Source organism: Streptomyces sp. NPDC051315 (assembly GCF_044455165.1).
Classification (GTDB): Bacteria; Actinomycetota; Actinomycetes; order Streptomycetales; family Streptomycetaceae; genus Streptomyces.
The window spans coordinates 1-20,136 of sequence record NZ_JBITEN010000034.1; the positions used below are offsets into that span (position 1 = coordinate 1).

Genomic DNA, 20,136 nt, shown 5'->3' on the forward strand with positions numbered 1-20,136 from the left:
CGCAGCCCGTCGCTCAGCGCTGCACAGCCACGTTCCACTGCTACCGACAGGCAGCCGTACGCCCAACGCGCGACGGGCTCGCCGCACCGCCACGACCCCGACCCACCCATCGACCGCCAGGCGCCCCACCCACCACCGCCACCAGGCGCCCCGTTCACCACCGCCCGGCGCCCCGCCCAACACCACCCGGCACCACCAGCCCACCGCGGGTGTGTCGCACGCCTCCCCCCACCCGCCGGAACCGATCGCGCCGCACCCCGCGTCTAGGGGGACGTGCAGCGTCAAGGCTCCATCGGCGGCAGCGCCGCGATCCGCATCCGTGCGACCGGGAGTGTCCTCCTGGTCGCACACCTGGTATTCGTCGCCTGGTTCACGCTGCGCCCCCTGCACGTCCCCTGGGTGATGCCCCCCAACCTGCAGCCCCTCGCCGGCATCCGCGCCGACCTGGAGCTGGGCTGGGCGCAGGGGGCCCGCCGCATCGGCGAGGGCCTCGCGCTCCTGGCCCCCCTGGGCGTCCTCCTCCCCCTGGCGCACGGCAGGCTCCACGTCTCCCCGCTCGCCTCCCTGCTCCGCACGGTCACGGCGGGCGCCCTGCTGTCCCTGGCCATCGAACTGCTCCAGACGGGAGTGCCCGGCCAGGTGGTCGACGTCGACTCGCTCCTCCTGAACACCACGGGCGTGGCCCTGGCCCACACCGCGGTGGTCCCGGTGACCCGCGCCCACCTCCGCCACCGCAGCGAGCGCCGCAGGGCCCGCGCGGTCCGCCCGGAGGAACCGGCTCAGGGTAGGACCCCGACGATTCCCAGGGTCGGGATCGCCCCGTAGAGCGACGTTTCATCCCCTTCGTCTCCGTAGTGTGGAAGACAGACGGGGCAGCCATCGAAGGCCGCCTCGGACCGACGCCCACGAAGGAGCCGCAGATGTCCAGCAGCCTCGTCCGCCCCACCCACGACCGCATGATCGCCGGAGTCTGCGCCGCGCTGGCCCGCCGCTTCGGCACCTCCGCGACGACGATGCGCGTGATCTTCCTGCTGTCCTGCCTGCTGCCGGGCCCGCAGTTCCTGCTCTACATAGCGCTGTGGATCTTCCTGCCGTCCGAGAACAAGGCCCGCACGGCCTGGTGACGACCACACCGCACCGGTAACCGCTCCCCCAGCCCACCGACACCCACGCCCACACCATCCAACCGCCTACGCCGGACCCCCCACGCCGAACCGGACGCACCGAACCGCACGCACCGAACCGCACGCACAAAAGCCGTCAGGCGCACCCGGATGAACCGAATGCGCCCGACGGCGTACAGCGGCGCGGACTCAGCCGAGCGGGACCCCGTTCACCGGCAGCCCGTGCGTGGGCAGGCCCTGACCGGCCGGCAGTCCACCGATCAGACCGGCGACCGGCTTGGTCGGCCCCTCGGCGAGCGCCTGCTCGACGGCCGGCTGCAGGGCGGCCAGGCCGGCGGCGAGGGCCGGCTGAGCCTGCTCCACCGCCTGGTCGGCACCCGGCAGCGCCTTGGCGACGTTCTCCGCGGGCAGCGCCTGGGTGACACCGCCCAGCGCCTGGGTGGCGTCGGGGACGGCCGGGGCGGCTTGGGCGGCGCCCGCACCGGCGGCGGCGAAGGCGACGCCGAGGGCGGCGACGCCGAGGGTCTTGGCAGCAGACTGCTTCATGATGAATGCGTCCTCGAATACGGGGAACTGAGCGGTCCACGACCGTAAACACGGAAAGGCACCCACCGCAAACATCGATGTGCGGACAGACAGTGAAGGCCCCGCCGTATTCAGCGTCCGGAATTACCGCGCCTCACTCTTCCGCAGTCACGGAACCGCTGGTCGACGCGGCCTACTGGAACAGCCATTCGGACTTCAGCTCGGCATAACCGGGCTTGATCACGTCATTGATCATGGCCAGTCGTTCATCGAAAGGAATGAATGCTGACTTCATAGCATTGACGGAGAACCACTGGAGATCGTCGAGCGTGTAACCGAACGCGTCGACAAGGTGCTCGAATTCCCGGCTCATGCTGGTGCCGGACATCAACCGGTTGTCGGTGTTGACCGTGGCCCGGAAGTGCAGCCGGCGCAGCAGCCCGATCGGGTGCTCGGCGTAGGAGGCGGCCGCCCCGGTCTGGAGGTTGGAGCTGGGGCACAGCTCCAGCGGGATGCGCTTGTCCCGGACGTACGAGGCGAGCCGCCCGAGCTTCACCGAGCCGTCCTCGGCGACCTCGATGTCGTCGATGATGCGCACCCCGTGCCCGAGCCGGTCGGCGCCGCACCACTGCAGGGCCTGCCAGATGGACGGCAGCCCGAAGGCCTCGCCGGCGTGGATGGTGAAGTGGTTGTTCTCCCGCTTGAGGTACTCGAAGGCGTCGAGGTGCCGGGTGGGCGGGTATCCCGCCTCGGCGCCGGCGATGTCGAAGCCGACCACGCCCAGGTCGCGGTAGCGGTTGGCGAGTTCGGCGATCTCCAGGGCGCGGGCGGCGTGCCGCATGGCGGTCAGGAGAGCGCCCACCCGGATGCGGTGACCGCCCGCCCGGGCGAGCCGCTCGCCCTGCCGGAAGCCCTCGTCGACGGCTTCGACGACCTCCTCGAGGCTCAGCCCGCCCTCCAGATGCTGCTCGGGCGCGTAGCGCACCTCGGCGTAGACGACGCCGTCCTCGGCGAGGTCCTCGGCGCACTCACGGGCCACCCGCACCAGGGCGTCCCGGGTCTGCATGACGCCGACGGTGTGCGAGAAGGTTTCCAGGTACCGCTCCAGGGACCCGGAGTCGGCGGCCTCCCGGAACCAGACGCCCAGCTTGCCGGGGTCGGTCTCGGGGAGGCGGGAGTACCCCGCGTCCCGGGCGAGGTCGACGACGGTGCCGGGGCGCAGCCCGCCGTCGAGGTGGTCGTGCAGCAGAACCTTGGGCGCCCGGCGGATCTGGTCCGGGTCCGGGGTGACGCCCTGTTGGATGCTCTGGCTCGTCATTTCCGCACTCTAACTCCTACGCGCGTAGACCGCGCGCTGTACAACTCCGTCGATATGTAACGGTGACCGCACGGACGGGTGGAGTACACCGCCCCTTCTGACACTGTTCTGTCATGGGACAGCAAGCTACGCCGGTGCGGACGGCCAGGCTGGGGAAGGCGATCGGCCCGGAGCCGGAGACGGTGGGCGGGGTCGTGCTGCTCCTCCCGGGCGGCGACGAGGTCTCCGACCGCAGACCCTCGACCCTGTGGGCGGGCGGCCCGGTCCGGGCCCTGGGACGCAGACTCGCGCGCGCCGGGCGGCAGGAGGGCCTGGCCGTCCACGTCGTGCACTACCGCTACCGCGGCTGGAACGGCAGTGAGGCTCATCTCGCCGCCGACGCCTCCTGGGCCGCCGACGAGGCCGTACGGCGCTACGGGGACGTCTCCGTGTGCCTGGCCGGCGTCGACATGGGCGGGCGGGCCGCGCTGCGCGCGGGCGGCCACGAGGCCGTCAACTCGGTGGTGGCGATCGCCCCTTGGCTGCCGGAGGAGGACGTGGCGGTGCCACCCGAACCGGTGAAGCAGTTGGTGGGGCGGCGGGTGCTGATCGTGCACGGCACGAACGACGAACGCACCGATCCGGAGCTGTCGTTCCGGCTGGCGACGAGGGCGAAGAAGGTGAACCGGGAGGTGTGCCGGTTCGAAGTGCACTCGGACGGGCACGGGTTGCACCAGCACCGGGCGGAAGTCCTGTGCCTGGTGGAGGACTTCGCGATGGGGGTGTTGTTCGGGAGGGCGCTGTCGCGACCGGTGGAGGACGCGTTGGCGGCTCCGCCGCCCCTGGGGTTGAGGATGCCGTTGGCCGCGGGGTTCGGTAAGTCGTTGCGGCGGTAGCGCCGTCGGGAGATCTGCCGGCGTCGGGGTGCGGGTCGACCGTGGCCGGTCGCGCCCACGCGGCGGAGCCGCATCCCGATACGGCCCCGCCCCCCGGGCCTGCTGCCTCGCGCGGCAGCGGGCCCCCTCGTCACGCCAGCAGGTTCCCCCTCCTCGACAACAGGAACTTCTTGAAGGCCGCCACCGGGGGCGTGTCCGGGTGGCCGTCCAGCCAGGCCACGCCGATCTCGCGTACCGCCCGCGGAGCCGTCACCGTCAGTTCCACCACGCCCGGGCGGGGCACGGCGGGCGGCGGCAGCAGGGCGACCCCCAGTCCCGCCGCGACCAGGCCCCGCAGGGTCTCCGCCTCCTCGCCCTCGAAGGCGACCCGGGGGCGGAAGCCGGCCTCCTGGCAGAGGTCGTCGGTGATGCGGCGCAGGCCGTAACCGGGTTCGAGGGTGACGAAGGCCTCGTCGGCGGCCTCGGCGAGGCGGACGCGTCTGCGGGCGGCAAGACGGTGGTCGGAGGGGACGACCAGGCGGAGTTTCTGCTCGTCGAGACGGCGGGCGACGAGGTCGGGGGCGTCCGGGACCGGTGAGGTCAGGCACAGGTCGAGCTCGCCCGCCCGCAGGCGCTCCAGCATGGCCTCGCCGTAGTTCTGGACGAGGCTGAAGCGGACGCGGGGATGGTCGGCGCGGAAGGCGTGGATCAGGCCGGGTACGGTCTCCGCGCCCATGGTGTGCAGGAAGCCGAAGGCGACCTTGCCGGTGGCCGCGTCGGCGTCGGCGCGCACCTCGTCGGCGGCCTTCTCGATCTCGGCGAGGGCGCGTTCGACGGAGGTGAGGAAGGTGCGTCCGGCGGGGGTGAGGGAGACGGTCCGGCCGCGGCGGGCGAACAGGTCGACGCCGAGGTCCTGCTCCAGGCGGACCATGGCCCGCGAGAGGGTCGACTGCGGGACCTGCATCTCCTGAGCGGCCCGCGTGACGTGCTCGGTACGGGCGACGCCCGCGAAGTACGCGAGCCGTGGGGCGAGCAGTGTGACGATGTCTTCTGTGTCACTGAACTGTGACAGCTGACCCTGTGACCTCTGCTGATGCGGCATGGGAACGATTATGACGATTCCGTGCATTGGACGGATGAGTTGGGTCGTCCGTAGGTTCGAGGCATGTCTCCCGCCAGTACCGGGGCGTCCACCAGCGTGGGCGCCGTCACGACCGTTCCCTCGTCCCCCTCCGCCGACTCCCGTATGGCCCCGGGCGGCCCCGGCTACCGCCGGATGAGCCTCGCCCTCTTCCTGGCCGGCGTGGCGACCTTCGCCCTCCTGTACTCCACGCAGGCGCTGCTCCCGCTGATCTCCGGCGAGTTCGGGGTCGCGGCGAGCGAGGCGAGCTGGACGGTGGCGGCGGCGACCGGCGGGCTGGCGCTGTTCGTCCTGCCGATGAGCGCCCTGTCGGAGCGCTACGGCCGCCGTGCGGTGATGACGGTCTCGCTGGCGGTCGCGGTGGGTGTCGGTCTGCTGGTGCCCTTCGCGCCGTCGCTGGGCGCGCTGGTGGTGCTGCGCGGGGTGCAGGGCGCGGCCCTGGCCGGACTGCCCGCCTCCGCCACCGCCTACCTCGCGGAGGAGGTCCGCCCCAAGGCCCTGATCACGGCGATCGGCCTGTTCGTCGCGGGCAACAGCGTCGGCGGGATGAGCGGCCGGGTCATCACCGGCTGGGTCGCCCAGGAGTGGGGCTGGCGGATCGCCGTCGGTGTGATCGGCGCGGTCGCGGTGGCCTGCGCGGTGGCCTTCCGTCTGCTGCTGCCGGCCCCGAAGCACTTCACGCCGGGCTCGCTGCGCCCGCGCGTCCTGGTCCGCACGGTCCGCGACCACCTCGCCGACCCGCTGCTGCGCCGGCTGTACGCGATCGGCGCGCTGTTCATGACGGTCTTCGGCGGCGTGTACACGGTGATCGGCTACCGCCTGACGCAGGAGCCGTTCTCGCTCCCCCAGGGCGTCGTCGGCTCGATCTTCCTGGTGTACCTGGTGGGCACGGTGTCGGCGTCGACGGCGGGCCGGCTGGTCGGCCGGCTGGGCCGGCGCGGGGCGCTCTACCTGGCCGGCGGCACCACGGCGACGGGTCTGCTGCTCTCCCTGGCCGACTCCCTGCCGCTGGTCCTGCTGGGCCTGGTCCTGATCACGTCGGGCTTCTTCGCGGGTCACGCGGTGGCGTCCTCGGCGGTCAGCAAGACGGCGACCACCGGCCGCGCGCAGGCCTCCGCCCTCTACCAGTCCGCGTACTACTTCGGCTCCAGCGCGGGCAGCACGGTCGGCGCGATGGCGTTCCACGCGGGCGGCTGGGCCGGCACGGTCGGCGTGGGTGTCCTGGCGGTGCTCGGGGTCGTGACGATCACGGTGTTCGGCACGCGGGCGGCGCGCCTCGAGGCCCGGCGGGGCCCGCTGGCCGCCCACTGAGGCCCCCTCGCGTTCCCCCTGCTCGGAACCGGTTGTCAGTGGCCGCCGCTAGCTTCGGCGGCGACAACCGGTCCGAGCAGGGGGTTCGTGCATGGAGTTCAGGGTCGACCGCGGGGACCTCGTGGAGGCGGTGGCGTGGGCGGCCCGCGTCCTGCCCGCGCGGACGCCGGTCCCGGTGCTGGGCGGACTGCTGCTGGAGGTGTCGGCGGGGCGGCTGAGCGTGTCGGGGTTCGACTTCGAGACGGCGGCGCGGATCGAGACGGACGTCGAGGGGACGGCGGACGGGCCGGTGCTCGTCCTCGGGCGCCGGTTGCTGGACATCTGCAAGGTCCTGCCGGACGGCCCGGTGAGCTGTGCCCTGGACGGGTCCCGGTTCACGGTGGAGGCGGGCGGCACGAGCTTCGGCCTGTCGACCCTGCCGCGCGAGGAGTACCCCACCCCGCCCACGCCGCCGGAGGCGTACGGCACCGTGGACGCGGCCGAGTTCGCCACGGCGGTCGCCCAGGTCGCGGTGGCGGCGGGCCGGGACGACACCCTGCCGGTTCTGACGGGCGTCCAGTTCCGGCTGCGCGGCGACGAGATGACCCTGTCGGCGTCCGACCGGTACCGGTTCGCGGTGCGGCGGCTGGAGTGGAAGCCGGAGGCCACGACGGAGGCCGGCGCGGAGGTGGAGGCCCTGCTGCCCGCGCGCCGTCTGCTCGACGTGACGCGTTCGCTGGCGCGGTGCGGCACCGTACGGATCGGGCTGGACCGAGGGCCCGGCGCCGGCGGCCCCGTCGGCTTCGAGGGAGGCCGGATGCGGTCGGTCGTACGGCAGCTGGACGGGCGGCTGCCGGGGTACGGGAAGCTGTTCGACATGGCGGGGGCCTCCGTCGCCGAGGTGGACCGGGAGGCGCTGACGGAGGCCGTGCGGCGGGTCGCGGTGGTGGCGGAGGCGAACAGCCCGGTGCGGATGGACTTCTCGGCGGACTCCGTCCTGCTGCGGGCCGGGTTCGGCGACGACGTGGCGACCCAGCGGCTGCCGGCCGTGCTGAGCGGCGCCGAGGAGGTCACGGTGGCCTTCAACCCGGCGTACCTGCTGGACGCGCTGACCTCCTTCGAGCGGCCGGGACTGCGGCTGGAGCTGCTCGGGACGGGCCAGCGGGCGCTACTGGGCGCGGCGGCGGGGCCGATGGCCCACAGGCATCTGCTGATGTCCGTGAAACAGCTGGTCTGACCTGGGGTTCCGGCGACTCGGCGGGCCATTGTCAGTGGGCTGCGGTAGCTTCCGAAGTACTGGCGCACAGGCGCGTGACAGAACGGCCACAGGGGTGGGTGGACGACGATGACCGACGGTACGGCGACGATGGACGGCCTGGACGTCAGGCTGGAGAAACACCGGGTGGAGCTGACGGGGTACTGCTACCGGATGCTCGGCTCCTCCTTCGAGGCCGAGGACGCGGTGCAGGACACGCTGGTGCGCGCCTGGCGGAGCTACGACAAGTTCGAGGGCCGCTCCAGCCTGCGTTCGTGGCTGTACCGCATCGCGACGAACGTGTGCCTGGACATGCTGACGGCCGGCAACAAGCGTGCCCGCCCGGTGGACCTCTCGGACTCCACCCCGCTCGCGCAGGCCGCCCTCGCCCCCCGCCCGGACAACACCTGGCTGGAGCCGATGCCGGACGCGCGTGTGCTGCCCACCGTCGAGGACCCGGCGGAGGCGGCCGTCGCCAAGGAGTCGGTGCGCCTCGCCTTCATGGCCGCGCTCCAGCAGCTCCCGCCCAAGCAGCGGGCGGTGCTGATCCTGCGCGAGGTGCTGGCGTGGCGGGCGAGCGAGGTCGCCGAGCTGCTCGGCACCTCGGTCGCCTCGGTGAACAGCGCGCTCCAGCGGGCCCGCGCGACCCTCGCCGAGCAGCAGGACAAGGCGGCCGACGCGGCGGTGTCGGACCCTCTGGACGAGGAGCAGCAGAAGCTCCTGGAGCGCTATGTGGCCGCCTTCGAGGGCTACGACATGACGGCGCTGACGGCGTTGCTGCACGAGGACGCGGTCATGACGATGCCGCCGTTCGACCTGTGGCTGACGGGCCATGACGACATCGCGGGCTTCATGACCACGGTCGGATCCGCCTGCGAGGGCTCCCGTCTGCTGCCGGTGCAGGTCAACGGCCTGCCGGGGTTCGCCCAGTACAAGCCGGACCCGGAGTCGGGCGGCTTCGCGCCGTGGGCGATCCAGGTCCTGGAGATCTCAGACGGGCGCCTCACCGGGTTCCACTTCTTCCTCGACACCCAGCGCTGGTTCCCCCTGTTCGGCCTGCCCCTCCACCTCGAAGCGGAGCCCGACGAGGTCGAGCAGCGCGCATAGCGCCGGGTCGGGGTCCCGCAGCCGGACGCGTCCCCCGGCCCGCCGGGCGGTCAGCTGGAGCCGGGCCAGCAGGTCGACGGCCAGGAGCCCCGGCGGCCCGAGCCCGGCGACATCGCAGACCACCACCCGGGCCCCGCTGCCCTCCAGCAGCATCCTCAGGTCGTCGCAGTGGCCCGCCACCCGGCTCCGGGTGACGGGTCCGGCCAGGGCCAGTACAGGCGGTGTCGTCGCATCCACGAGCGGTAGACCGCCCCCGCCTGCGTAACTCATCGCGACCGGTTGACCGACACACGCGTCCTCTTGCCTAAAGGCTTTAGGCAAATACACACTGGTCTCCAACATCTGCCGAAGGCATACAGGAGGCGGTCATGGCACGCGTGGGGCTGACCCCTCATCTCCTCGCCCGGGCCGGTGCCGACCTGGCCGACGAGGTCGGCTTCGACCACGTCACCGTCTCGGCGCTCGCCCGGCACTTCGACGTCAAGGTCGCGAGCCTGTACTCGCACGTGAAGAACTCCCAGGACCTGAAGACCCGGATCGCCCTGCTCGCCCTGGAGGAGCTCGCCGACCGGGGAGCGGCCGCACTGGCCGGCCGCGCGGGCAAGGACGCCCTGACCGCCCTGGCGAACGTGTACCGCGACTACGCCCGCGAACACCCCGGCCGCTATGCCGCGGCCCGGTTCCCGCTCGACCCGACGGCCGCCGCGGCCGGCGCGGGCGTCCGCCACTCCCGGATGACCCGGGCGATCCTGCGCGGCTACGACCTCACCGAACCGGACCAGACCCACGCGGTCCGCCTCCTGGGCAGCGTCTTCCACGGATACGTCAGCCTGGAACTGGCCGGCGGCTTCAGCCACAGCGCCCCCGACTCCGAGGAGTCCTGGTCCCGCATCCTGGACGCCCTCGACAGCCTCCTGCGCACCTGGCCCACGGCGGACCCGACCCCCTGACAGCGCTGAGCCCCCACCCGGCCGATCGAACGAGACGAGGCCATGCCTTCCGAAGCCACCTGGATCACCACTCCCCTCACCGCCGGCCTGCTGCGCGGCGCCCTGGAGATCGAACGCACCGAGCACGGCATCCTGCCGCACCGCCTGCCCGCCGCCGCGCGCGCCCAGTGCGCCGACGAACAACTCGCGATGGCCGAGTCCCAGCCCTCCGGCGTCCGTCTCGCCTTCCGCACCCGGGCCACCGCCGTGGAGCTGGACACGCTCCCCACCAAGCGGCACTACGTGGGCGCCCCGCCCCGCCCGGACGGCGTGTACGACCTGCTCGTCGACGGGCGCCTGACCGGCCGGGGCAGCGTGACCGGCGGCCACAGCCTCACCATCGACATGACCACCGGCACCTTCGAGCACCGGCCCGGCACCCCCGGCACCGTCCGCTTCACCGACCTGCCCGAGGGCGCCAAGGAGATCGAGATCTGGCTGCCGCACAACGAGACGACCGAGCTCGTCGCCCTGCGCACCGACGCCCCCGTCGAACCCGCGCCGGCCGATCCGGACCGCAGGGTGTGGCTGCACCACGGCAGCTCGATCAGCCACGGCTCCGACGCCGCCCGCCCCACCGGCATCTGGCCCGCACTCGCCGCCTCACTCGGCGGCGTGGAGCTGATCAACCTCGGTCTGGCCGGCAGCGCCCTGCTCGACCCGTTCACCGCGCGCGTCCTGCGGGACACCCCCGCCGACCTGATCAGCGTCAAGATCGGCATCAACCTGGTCAACGCCGACCTGATGAGGCTGCGTGCCTTCACCCCGGCCGTCCACGGCTTCCTCGACACCATCCGGGACGGCCACCCCACCACGCCCCTGCTGGTCGTCTCGCCGATCCTCTGCCCCATGCACGAGGAGACGCCCGGGCCCAGCGTCCCCGACTTCAGCGATCTCGGGAGCGGGCGGCTGCGGTTCGTCCCCATGGGCGACCGGGCGGAGGTCGCGGGCGGGAAGCTGACCCTGCGGGTCATCCGCGAGGAGCTGGCCCGGATCGTGGCGCAGCGGGCGGCCGACGATCCGCACCTGCACTACCTCGACGGGCGGGCGCTCTACGGCGAGGGCGACGCGGGGGAGCTGCCGCTGCCGGACCAGTTGCATCCGGACGCCGCGACCCACCGCCGTATGGGCGAGCGGTTCGCCGCGCTCGCCTTCGCGGAGGGCGGCGCCTTCGGGTGACGGACGGCGGGGCGGGGCCGCTTCCGTTTCCTCGCCCCCGCCGATCCGACACGGCCCGGCCCGACGCGGCCCGGCCCCAAAAGGCCGGCGCCCCCGTTGGGCCTCCGGGCCCGGCATGTCTTCCGCTGTAGAACGAATGACCATGCCGCGCGACGGCACCGTCCACGAACCCCTGGTCCCCCAGGCAACGGCTGCGTGAACCAACCCGCAGGGAAGGCGGTGCAGATCAACGGCTTGGGTCGTCCACCCATGCCGCGATGTCCGCGGCGCCCCGACGGACAGCTTCTTCCGGGTCCCGGGCGAGCATTCCGCAGGCCGCTGCGACGCCCGGCGCACCACCCGGTCCCACGAGCGCGTCATGCACCCCGGTCCGCAGCCAGTCGGCCCGGTTGTCGTCAGCCTCGGCGACCGCGAGAGCGATGAGCCTTATCGCGGCCACCGTCCCCACCCGGGTCAAAGCCTCCGCCGTCTGCCGCGTCACCGCCGTGTCCTCGACGTCCAGCAGCAGACCCACCAACGCTTCCGCAGCCTCAGGGACATCGGCGCAGGAAGCAAGGTCACGCCCGGCACGAACACGTCGCGTCCACGCAGGAGACGACGCCTCGGCCAGGACCTCCTCCAACCCCCTCGTCATCTCTCGCACGACCAGACAGTCTCATGCCCCACGGAGAAGATCGAGTCCCGCGCAGAAGCCGACCGCACGCCTGACGAAGAACACGAAGGCACCCCCGGACCGCCGCCTCGGCCCTGAACGGCCTCGTCCCAGCCCGCCGCAGGGGCCGGATCAGGGCCGGTCAGGGCCGTATCCGCTCAGGCGATGCGCTCCAGCACCACCGGCGACGCCGTGTACGCCGTGCCCGGGGCGGCGATGTCGTACGAGCCGTCGACCGCCTCGAGCGCGTACGCGAACCGCTCCGGGGTGTCGGTGTGCAGCGTCAGCAGGGGCTGGCCCTCGGTCACCGCGTCGCCCGGCTTGGCGTGGAGTTCGACGCCGGCGGCGGCCTGCACCGGGTCCTCCTTGCGGGCGCGGCCGGCGCCCAGACGCCAGGCGGCGATACCGATGTCGTAGGCGTCCAGGCGGGTCAGGACGCCCGACGCGGGGGCCTTGACGACGTGCTGCTCGCGGGAGGTGGGCAGGGGCGCGTCGGGGTCGCCGCCCTGGGCCGCGATCATGCGGCGCCAGACGTCCATCGCGGAGCCGTCGGCGAGGGCCTTCGCCGGGTCGGCGTCCCGCACGCCGGCCGCGTCGAGCATCTCGCGGGCCAGGGCGATCGTCAGTTCCACCACGTCCGACGGGCCGCCGCCCGCCAGGACCTCCACCGACTCGCGCACCTCGAGGGCGTTGCCCGCGGTCAGGCCCAGCGGGGTCGACATGTCCGTGAGCAGGGCGACGGTCCTCACGCCGTGGTCGGTGCCGAGGCCCACCATCGTCGAGGCCAGCTCGCGGGCGTCCTCGACGGTCTTCATGAAGGCGCCGGTGCCGACCTTGACGTCCAGGACCAGGGAGCCGGTGCCCTCGGCGATCTTCTTGGACATGATGGAGGAGGCGATCAGGGGGATCGCCTCGACCGTGCCGGTCACGTCGCGCAGGGCGTACAGCTTCTTGTCGGCGGGAGCGAGACCGTCGCCCGCCGCGCAGATCACCGCGCCCGTCCCGTCCAGTACGGACAGCATCTCCTCGTTGGAGAGCAGGGCGCGCCAGCCGGGGATGGACTCCAGCTTGTCCAGGGTGCCGCCGGTGTGGCCGAGGCCCCGGCCGGACAGCTGGGGGACGGCCGCGCCGCAGGCGGCGACCAGCGGGGCCAGCGGGAGGGTGATCTTGTCGCCGACACCGCCCGTGGAGTGCTTGTCGGCGGTCGGGCGGGACAGCGACGAGAAGTCCATGCGCTCGCCGGAGGCGATCATCGCGGCCGTCCAGCGGGCGATCTCACGGCGGTTCATGCCGTTGAGCAGGATCGCCATGGCGAGCGCGGACATCTGCTCGTCGGCGACCTCGCCGCGGGTGTACGCGTCGATGACCCAGTCGATCTGATCGTCGCTGAGTTCACCGCGGTCCCGCTTGGTGCGGATGACGGAGATGGCGTCCATGGCCATGACTTTCCTTCCGAGGTGCAGAAGTTTTCCGGAATGTGCGCGGCCCCCCTGCCCGGACTCAGCGGGACAGAGGGGCCGCACGGGAGTTATTTGAGGTGGTCCGGGCCGAAGGCCTGCGGGAGCATCTCCGCCAGCGGCAGGATCCCGGCCGGCGTCTCCAGCAGCAGACCGGGCCCGCCGAACTCGTACAGCAGCTGACGGCAGCGGCCGCACGGGACGAGGATCTCGCCCCGGCCGTCGACGCACGTGAAGTGGGTGAGACGGCCGCCGCCGGTGTTCTGCAGCTCCGAGACCAGTCCGCACTCGGCGCACAGGCCGAGCCCGTACGAGGCGTTCTCGACGTTGCAGCCCGACACGATCCGCCCGTCGTCGACGAGGGCCGCCACGCCGACCGGGTAGCCGGAGTACGGGGCGTACGCCCGGGACATGGCGTCCTGGGCCACCGCACGCAGCTTCTCCCAGTCGACGGCGGTCACTTGCCCTGTCCCTTCCGGTAGGGCAGGCCGTCCGCCTTGGGCATGCGCAGGCGTTGGGCGGACAGCGAGAGCACCAGCAGGGTGACGAGGTACGGGGCCGCGGAGACGACCTGGCGCGGGACCTCGTCCACGCTGGTGTACCAGACGAACATCAGGGCCGAGACCGCCAGCGTGACGACGGCGGAGACGTACTTCTTCTTCCAGGCCAGGTAGGCCGCGCCGAACACCAGCAGGATCGCGAGCAGCAGGATCAGCGCGTGGACGTTGGTGGTGCCGCCGCGCAGGTTGAGGCTGTCGGTGTAGCCGAACAGGCCGGCGCCCAGGGCGAGGCCGCCCGGCATCCAGTTGCCGAAGATCATCGCGGCGAGGCCGATGTAGCCGCGGCCAGCGGTCTGGCCGTCCAGGTACACGTTGGACGCCACGATCGACAGGAAGGCGCCGCCGAGGCCGGCGAAACCACCGGAGATGATCACGGCGATGTACTTGTACTTGTAGACGTTGACGCCGAGGGACTCGGCGGCGACCGGGTTCTCGCCGCAGGAGCGCAGGCGCAGGCCGAAGGCGGTGCGCCACAGCACGTACCAGCTGGCCGGGACGAGGGCGACCGCGACGACGGTGAGCGGCGAGAGGTTGGTGACCAGGCCGCCGACCAGGCCGGCGATGTCGGAGACCAGGAACCAGTGCTTGCCGTTCAGGGTCTCCAGCCAGCCGGACAGGCCGGGGATGTCGAAGGTGCCCAGCGACTCGATCGGCGGGGACTGCTTGGAGGAGCCCTGCGGGGCGTCCTCGAAGGTGAACTTCGACAGGTAGCGGGTGGTGCCCAGCGCCAGGATGTTCAGCGCCACACCGGAGACGATGTGGTTGACGTTGAAGGTGACGGTGGCGATGGCGTGCAGGACGGCGCCGAGCGCGCCGCCGATGATGCCGAAGGCGACACCGGTCCACGGGCCCCACTGGTAGCCGGCCCAGGCGCCGAACCAGGTGCCGAGGATCATCATGCCCTCGAGGCCGATGTTGACGACGCCCGCGCGCTCGGCCCACAGTCCGCCGAGGCCGGCGAGGCCGATGGGGACGGCCAGGCGCAGGGCGGTGGACATCTGGCCGGTCGAGGTGATGCCGTCCGCGCCGCTGATCAGGCGGACGACCGAAGTGAGGACCAGCACGCCCGCGATGATCAGCAGGAGTACCGGGAGAGACATGCGGCGGCCGCCCTTGCCGGGCTGCTTGGCCTGCGGCTTGGCGATGGTCGCGGTGGACATCAGGCCGCCACCTCCTTGTTGGCGTTGTTCTGGGCGGCCTCCGCGGCGAGCTCGGCGCCGACCCGCTTCTGCTGGCGGCGCAGGCCCCACTGGCGGACGGCCTCGTAGGAGATGACGACCGCGAAGACGATCAGGCCCTGCATGATCGTGGCGATCTCCTTCTCGTACGCCACCGGGGTGGCGTAGTCGAGGGCCGGGGACGTCTTCTCCAGGAAGGCCCACAGCAGGGCGGCGAGGGCGATGCCGCCGGGGTTGTTGCGGCCGAGCAGGGCGATGCCGATGGCGGTGAAGCCGAGACCGGCCGGGAAGCTGAGGCTGTAGGTGTGGGCGTCGCCGAGCAGCAGCGGCAGGCCGGACAGGCCGGCGACTCCGCCGGAGATCAGCATCGCGGTGAGGACCATGCGCTTGGCGTTGACGCCGGAGGCGGCGGCGGCCGTCTCGGACTCGCCGGTGGCCCGCAGGTCGAAGCCGAAGCGGGTGCGGTTGAGGACGACCCAGTAGCCGATGCCGAGGGCGGCGGCGAGGAAGACCAGGCCGTAGATCTCGCCGACGTCCTCGCCCAGGTCGATGCCGGGGACCCAGCCGGACTCCTTCATCTCGCCGGTCGTGACGTTGTCGCCGACCAGGACGCCGAAGTTCTCCCGGAGGGTGAGGTAGCCGATGAGGCTGGTGGCGATCGCGTTCAGCATGATCGTCGCGACGACCTCGCTGACGCCGCGGGTGACCTTCAGGACGCCCGCGATGCCCGCCCAGAACGCGCCGGTGAGCGCGCCGACCAGCAGCAGCAGCGGGATCTGCAGGAAGGACGGGAGCGCCACGTGCGCGCCGACCACCGCGGTCATCATGGCGGCGAGGCGGTACTGGCCGTCGACGCCGATGTTGAACAGGTTCATGCGGAAGCCGAGGGCGACCGCGAGGGCGGCGATGTAGTACAGCGAGGCCTGGTTGATGATCAGGACCTGGACGTCGGAGTAGGGGATCTGCTCCAGCATCAGGCCGTACGGCTCGAACGGGTTCTTGCCGGAGGCGATCAGCACGACCGAGGTCAGCAGGATCGCCGAGACCAGCGCGATGACCGGACCGGCCACCGCGAGGAGCAGGCGCTCCTTGTCGAACTTCTTCATCGGGCCTCGTCCTCCGGGGCGGCTTCTTCTTCGACGTGCTCGAGGTGCCCGGACGCGGCACCGGTCATGGCCGACCCCAGCTCCTCCGGGGTGATGGTCGCCGGGTCGGCATCGGCGACCAGCCTGCCGTCGTAGATCACCCGGAGGGTGTCCGACAGACCGATGAGCTCGTCCAGGTCGGCGGAGATCAGCAGCACCGCCAGGCCCTCGCGGCGGGCCTCGCGGATGCGGTCCCAGATCTGGGCCTGCGCGCCGACGTCCACACCGCGGGTGGGGTGGGCGGCGATCAGGAACTTCGGGTTGTGGCTCATCTCACGGCCGACGATCAGCTTCTGCTGGTTGCCGCCGGAGAGGGAGGCGGCCGTCACGTCGATGCCGGGGGTGCGGACGTCGTACTCCTCGACGATCCGGCGGGTGTCGGCCTGGGCTCCCTTGGGGTTGAGCCAGAAGCCCTTGGCGTTGGGGGTCTCGGTGACGTGGCCGAGGATGCGGTTCTCCCAGAGGGGGGCCTCCAGGAGCAGGCCCTGGCGGTGGCGGTCCTCGGGGATGTAGCCGACGCCGGACTCGCGGCGCCTGCGGGTGGGCCAGGGGGTGATGTCCTGGCCGAGGAAGGCGATGGTGCCGGAGTCGGCGTGCCGGGTGCCGATCAGCGCGTCGATCAGCTCGGTCTGGCCGTTGCCCTCGACACCGGCGATGCCCATGACCTCACCGGCGTGGATGGTGAAGGTGACGTCGTCCAGGACGCGCTTGACGTCGCCGCCGCCCGCGAACTCGGTGAGGCCCTCGCCCGCGGGCTCGTCCTCCCAGCCGAGGGAGGCGCCGCCGCTGGCGTGGACGGTGAGGCCCTTGACCTCGATGACGGGCTGGTCGGTGACCGTGGACTCGGCCGTCTCCGGGGTGGGCAGCTCGCTGCCGACCATCATCTCGGCGAGCTGGCGCGGGGTGGTCTCGGTGGGGACGGCCGTGCCGACCGTCGTCCCGCGCCGGATGACGGTGATGTCGTCGGCGACGGAGAGGACCTCGCCCAGCTTGTGGGAGATGAAGATGACGGAGAGGCCCTCGGACTTCAGCTCGCGCAGGTTGTCGAAGAGCGCGTCGACCTCCTGCGGGACGAGCACGGCGGTCGGCTCGTCGAGGATGAGGGTCCGGGCGCCGCGGTAGAGGACCTTGAGGATCTCCACGCGCTGGCGGTCGGCGACACCGAGGTCCTCGATCAGGGCGTCGGGGCGGACGCCGAGGCCGTAACGGTCGGAGATCTCCTTGATCTTCCTGCGGGCGCCGCCGCCGATGCCGAACAGCTTCTCGCTGCCGAGCACCACGTTCTCCAGGACGGTCAGGTTGTCCGCGAGCATGAAGTGCTGGTGGACCATGCCGATGCCGCGTGCGATGGCGTCGGCGGGGCTGGAGAAGCTCACCTGCTCGCCGTCGACCGCGATGGTGCCCTCGTCCGGCTTCTGCATGCCGTAGAGGATCTTCATCAGGGTCGACTTGCCGGCGCCGTTCTCGCCGACGAGGGCGTGCACGGTGCCCTTGCGGACGGTCAGGTGGATGTCGTGGTTGGCGACGACACCGGGGAATCGCTTGGTGATGCCCGCGAGCTCTACCGCGACTGTCGACTGAGCGGTGAGCGGAGGGCTGCTGGACGCGTCGATGGCGCACTCTCCTCGGGAAAGGGGTCGCTCTACGCGCGTAGCGCCCCTGCTTTAAATAGTGCCCGGACCTGATCGATCGTGCTTTGGTGTCGATCCGTTCCGAGCATTCTGCCGCGCGAACGGGGCGTGGGCGGCCCCGGCGCCGATCTCGCGTCGTCCGCCCGCAGGACGGGCCGGGCGGCGTGCGGTGGTGCGCCCGCGAGGCGCCGGAAGGTCCGTGCAGCGGAGCTGCCAGGGCCCTCCGGTGATGCCGCGGGCGTGCCCGCCGGGCGTCACCCGGCAGGCGAGACCGGTGCCGGGGACGATCCTTCCCGTGCCCCGTTCCGTGGCCGTAACGCTGTCATTACAGCGCTCTTTTGGCCATGCCTTCGACAGGCCTACGACACTCCGGTCAGGAGGTCTTCACCTTGATGGTGCCGTTCTTGATGGCTTCCTCGGCCTTCTTGACGGCGTCCTGGATGTCCTTGTTGTTGGCGAAGGACGGGTTGGAGGCCGCCAGGCTCACGCCGCCGTTCTCCAGGCTGCCGCGGATCACGCCGGTCGCGGGCTTGCCGTCCTCGACCGACTTGGCCAGCTCGAAGACAGCGCCCTCGACGTTCTTCATGGCCGAGGTGAGGATCGAGTCCTTGTACGCCTTCAGCGCGTCCTGCTTGTACTGGTCGGAGTCGACGCCGATCGCCCAGATCTTGTTGGCGCTGGCGGCCTTGATGACGCCCTGGCCGGACAGGCCGGCGGCGGCGTAGACGACGTCCGCGCCGGCGTCGATCTGGCCCTCGGCGGCGCTCTCACCCTTGTCCGGGCTGGAGAAGCCACCCTCGGCGGCGGTCTCGGTCAGGTACTGCTCCTTGACCGTGACGCCCTTCTTGGTGTCCTGGACGCCCTGCTTGAAGCCGGCCCCGAACTTGTGGATCAGCGGAATGTCCACACCGCCGATGAAGCCGACCACGTTGGACTTGGTGGCCTTGGCGGCGGCGACACCGGCCAGGTAGGACGCCTGCTCCTCGTGGAAGACCAGGTCGGCGACGTTGTCGGCCTTGATGGTCTCGTCGTCGACGATGCCGAAGGTGGTGTCCGGGAACTTGGCCGCGGCCTCCTTGACGGCCGGCGCGTAGGCGAAGCCGACGCCGATCACCGGGTTGTAGCCCTGCTTGGCCAGGCTCTCCAGGCGCTGCACCTTGTCCGCCTCGGCCTCGCCGTCCTGCGGCTCGACCGCGGTCGACTTGTAGCCGAACTCCTTGTCGGCCTTCTCCATGCCCGCGGTGGCGGCGTCGTTGAAGGACTGGTCGCCCTTGCCGCCGATGTCGTACGCGAGGGCGAGGCCCAGGTTCTTGTCGTCGCCGTTGGAGGACGACTTGGACGAGCTTCCGCAGGCGGAAACGGTGACGGCGAGGGCTGCGGTAGCAACACCCGCAACGGCGATACGGGACACCCGGCGCATGGAACGTGACTCCTTTGTGCAAGCGCCCATACCAGGCGCTGGTTCCGCCGCAGCGTAACGCGCGTAGACCTGACGGAAAAACCCTTCTGTCCGGTCCGTTATCGAGCTGTGGCCACAGTTACTGTCCAGACTACGGACAGCGCAGCGCCCCTCGCGGAAGGCAAGGGGCGCTGGTCTGCAAGGACGCCCGTAAGGGCGCAGAAGGGGCCGCAGCGGGCCGTCCGGGGCCGGGCGAAAGTGTTACTTGGTGTTGACCCTGACCTTGCCGTCGATGATGTCCTGCTTGGCCGCGTTCACGGCGGCGACGACGTCGGTCATGGCCTTGTACTTCGGGTTGGAGTCGGCGAAGCCGACACCGTCGTTGGAGAGGCTGCCGCGGACCACGCCGGACAGGGGCTTGCCCTCGTGGACGGACTTCGCCAGGTCGTAGACCGCGCCGCCGACGTTCTTCAGCGCGGAGCCGAGGATGTAGTCCTTGTACGCGGCCAGCGAGCTCTGGTGGTACTGGTCGGAGTCGACGCCGATGGCCCACACCTTCTTGGAGGCGGCCTCGGAGATCACGCCCTGGCCGGAGAGGCCGGCCGCGTGGTAGATGACGTCGGCGCCGGCCTCGATCTGGCCCTCGGCTCCCGCCTTGCCCTTGTCGGGGCTGGAGAAGCCGCCCTCCTGGGGCGTCTCCGTCAGGTACTGCGACTCGATCTTGATGTTCGGGTTGACCGACTTGGCGCCCTGGACGTAGCCGGCCTCGAACTTGTGGATCAGCGGGATGTCCACGCCGCCGATGAAGCCGATGTGGGCCTTCTTGGAGGCCTTGGCGGCGGCCACACCGGCCAGGTAGGACGCCTGCTCCTCGTGGAAGACCATGTCGGCGACGTTCTTGGCCTGGACGGTCTCGTCGTCGATGATCCCGAAGGTGGTGTCCGGGAACTTCGCGGCGACCTCCTTGACGGCGGGCGCGTAGATGTAGCCCACGCCGATGACCGGGTTGTAGCCGGCCTGGGCGAGCTGGGTCAGGCGCTGCACCTTGTCGGCGCTCGACTCGCCGTCCTGCGGCTCGACGTCCCGGCCGCCCATGCCGAACTCCTTGTCGGCCTTCTGGAAACCGGCGTAGGCGGCGTCGTTGAACGACTGGTCGCCCCTGCCGCCGATGTCGTACGCCAGGCCGATGCCCTTGCCCGAGTACGTGCCGGACTCCTTGTCACCGGCCTTCGAGCCGGTGCTGGACTCGCCGCAGCCGGCGGCCGCGAGCGCGACGACCGCGACGGTCACCACTGCCTGGGAGAGTCCGGCCCTCCGAGATGTCAGACGCAC

At 71.5% G+C, this 20,136-nt stretch carries 20 protein-coding genes; 8 read left to right on the forward strand and 12 right to left on the reverse strand.

Annotated elements, in window-relative coordinates:
• Window positions 1–273 precede the first annotated feature (273 nt).
• Together ACIBBD_RS38035 and ACIBBD_RS38040 are read left to right on the forward strand one after the other, a co-directional pair.
• Window positions 274–825 carry a VanZ family protein gene (locus tag ACIBBD_RS38035; protein WP_399424482.1) on the forward strand — a complete coding sequence of 184 codons (552 nt, stop codon included), beginning with the start codon at window positions 274–276 and terminating at the stop codon, window positions 823–825.
• 95 nt (window positions 826–920) lie between these two features.
• Window positions 921–1,124, forward strand: a complete 204-nt coding sequence (locus ACIBBD_RS38040; RefSeq protein ID WP_399424484.1) for a PspC domain-containing protein — start codon at window positions 921–923, stop codon at window positions 1,122–1,124.
• A gap of 189 nt (window positions 1,125–1,313) precedes the next feature.
• On the opposite strand, the gene ACIBBD_RS38045 is transcribed toward ACIBBD_RS38040, so the two are convergent.
• Both ACIBBD_RS38045 and ACIBBD_RS38050 read right to left on the reverse strand, forming a co-directional pair.
• A complete protein-coding gene (locus ACIBBD_RS38045; RefSeq protein ID WP_399424486.1) occupies window positions 1,314–1,670 on the reverse strand; it encodes an ATP-binding protein in 357 nt (118 codons plus the stop codon).
• A 172-nt stretch (window positions 1,671–1,842) separates the two neighbouring features.
• Window positions 1,843–2,967 carry an adenosine deaminase gene (locus ACIBBD_RS38050; protein ID WP_399424488.1) on the reverse strand — a complete coding sequence of 375 codons (1,125 nt, stop codon included), beginning with the start codon at window positions 2,965–2,967 and terminating at the stop codon, window positions 1,843–1,845.
• 113 nt (window positions 2,968–3,080) lie between these two features.
• Here ACIBBD_RS38050 and ACIBBD_RS38055 point away from each other — a divergent pair, with 113 nt between their 5' ends.
• A complete protein-coding gene (locus ACIBBD_RS38055) occupies window positions 3,081–3,842 on the forward strand; it encodes an alpha/beta hydrolase (protein WP_399424489.1) in 762 nt (253 codons plus the stop codon).
• Between the two features lie 130 nt (window positions 3,843–3,972).
• Here ACIBBD_RS38055 and ACIBBD_RS38060 read toward each other — a convergent pair whose 3' ends face one another.
• Entirely contained in the window at window positions 3,973–4,923 is a 951-nt protein-coding gene (locus tag ACIBBD_RS38060) for a LysR substrate-binding domain-containing protein (protein WP_399424491.1), read from the reverse strand.
• A 63-nt stretch (window positions 4,924–4,986) separates the two neighbouring features.
• On the opposite strand from ACIBBD_RS38060, the gene ACIBBD_RS38065 reads away from it, so the two are divergent.
• From ACIBBD_RS38065 to ACIBBD_RS38075, 3 genes are all read left to right on the forward strand, one after another.
• Window positions 4,987–6,273 (forward strand): MFS transporter, encoded by a 1,287-nt coding sequence (locus ACIBBD_RS38065; RefSeq protein WP_399424493.1) that lies wholly within the window; start codon window positions 4,987–4,989, stop codon window positions 6,271–6,273.
• Between the two features lie 91 nt (window positions 6,274–6,364).
• Window positions 6,365–7,489 (forward strand): DNA polymerase III subunit beta, encoded by a 1,125-nt coding sequence (dnaN, locus tag ACIBBD_RS38070; protein ID WP_399424495.1) that lies wholly within the window; start codon window positions 6,365–6,367, stop codon window positions 7,487–7,489.
• A 108-nt stretch (window positions 7,490–7,597) separates the two neighbouring features.
• Complete coding sequence (locus tag ACIBBD_RS38075; protein WP_399424497.1) at window positions 7,598–8,614, forward strand: sigma-70 family RNA polymerase sigma factor; 1,017 nt, start codon at window positions 7,598–7,600, stop codon at window positions 8,612–8,614.
• Here ACIBBD_RS38075 and ACIBBD_RS38080 read toward each other — a convergent pair.
• Window positions 8,498–8,884 (reverse strand): STAS domain-containing protein, encoded by a 387-nt coding sequence (locus tag ACIBBD_RS38080; RefSeq protein WP_399424499.1) that lies wholly within the window; start codon window positions 8,882–8,884, stop codon window positions 8,498–8,500. The genes ACIBBD_RS38075 and ACIBBD_RS38080 overlap by 117 nt on opposite strands.
• 98 nt (window positions 8,885–8,982) lie before the next feature.
• Here ACIBBD_RS38080 and ACIBBD_RS38085 point away from each other — a divergent pair, with 98 nt between their 5' ends.
• Window positions 8,983–9,564: a TetR/AcrR family transcriptional regulator gene (locus tag ACIBBD_RS38085; RefSeq protein ID WP_399424501.1), complete on the forward strand. Its 582-nt coding sequence runs from the start codon at window positions 8,983–8,985 to the stop codon at window positions 9,562–9,564.
• Window positions 9,565–9,606: 42 nt separating this feature from the next.
• Window positions 9,607–10,782 (forward strand): GDSL-type esterase/lipase family protein, encoded by a 1,176-nt coding sequence (locus ACIBBD_RS38090; RefSeq protein WP_399424502.1) that lies wholly within the window; start codon window positions 9,607–9,609, stop codon window positions 10,780–10,782.
• A 226-nt stretch (window positions 10,783–11,008) separates the two neighbouring features.
• Here the strand turns inward: ACIBBD_RS38090 and ACIBBD_RS38095 are convergent, their stop codons facing one another.
• The 8 genes from ACIBBD_RS38095 to ACIBBD_RS38130 form a co-directional block, all read right to left on the reverse strand.
• Entirely contained in the window at window positions 11,009–11,296 is a 288-nt protein-coding gene (locus tag ACIBBD_RS38095) for a hypothetical protein (RefSeq protein ID WP_399424504.1), read from the reverse strand.
• Window positions 11,297–11,592: 296 nt separating this feature from the next.
• Window positions 11,593–12,876: a thymidine phosphorylase gene (locus ACIBBD_RS38100; protein ID WP_399424506.1), complete on the reverse strand. Its 1,284-nt coding sequence runs from the start codon at window positions 12,874–12,876 to the stop codon at window positions 11,593–11,595.
• Window positions 12,877–12,962: 86 nt separating this feature from the next.
• A complete protein-coding gene (locus ACIBBD_RS38105; RefSeq protein WP_399424508.1) occupies window positions 12,963–13,352 on the reverse strand; it encodes a cytidine deaminase in 390 nt (129 codons plus the stop codon).
• Window positions 13,349–14,611 (reverse strand): ABC transporter permease, encoded by a 1,263-nt coding sequence (locus tag ACIBBD_RS38110; RefSeq protein WP_399424510.1) that lies wholly within the window; start codon window positions 14,609–14,611, stop codon window positions 13,349–13,351. The genes ACIBBD_RS38105 and ACIBBD_RS38110 overlap by 4 nt, the downstream gene beginning before the upstream one ends.
• A complete protein-coding gene (locus ACIBBD_RS38115) occupies window positions 14,611–15,735 on the reverse strand; it encodes an ABC transporter permease (RefSeq protein WP_399424512.1) in 1,125 nt (374 codons plus the stop codon). The genes ACIBBD_RS38110 and ACIBBD_RS38115 overlap by 1 nt, the downstream gene beginning before the upstream one ends.
• Window positions 15,732–17,387 (reverse strand): ABC transporter ATP-binding protein, encoded by a 1,656-nt coding sequence (locus tag ACIBBD_RS38120; protein ID WP_399424553.1) that lies wholly within the window; start codon window positions 17,385–17,387, stop codon window positions 15,732–15,734. Before ACIBBD_RS38120 ends, ACIBBD_RS38115 begins: the two co-directional genes overlap by 4 nt.
• A gap of 391 nt (window positions 17,388–17,778) precedes the next feature.
• Complete coding sequence (locus ACIBBD_RS38125) at window positions 17,779–18,825, reverse strand: BMP family protein (protein ID WP_399424513.1); 1,047 nt, start codon at window positions 18,823–18,825, stop codon at window positions 17,779–17,781.
• A 240-nt stretch (window positions 18,826–19,065) separates the two neighbouring features.
• Window positions 19,066–20,136, reverse strand: coding sequence for a BMP family protein (locus tag ACIBBD_RS38130; protein ID WP_399424515.1), 1,071 nt, complete (start codon window positions 20,134–20,136; stop codon window positions 19,066–19,068).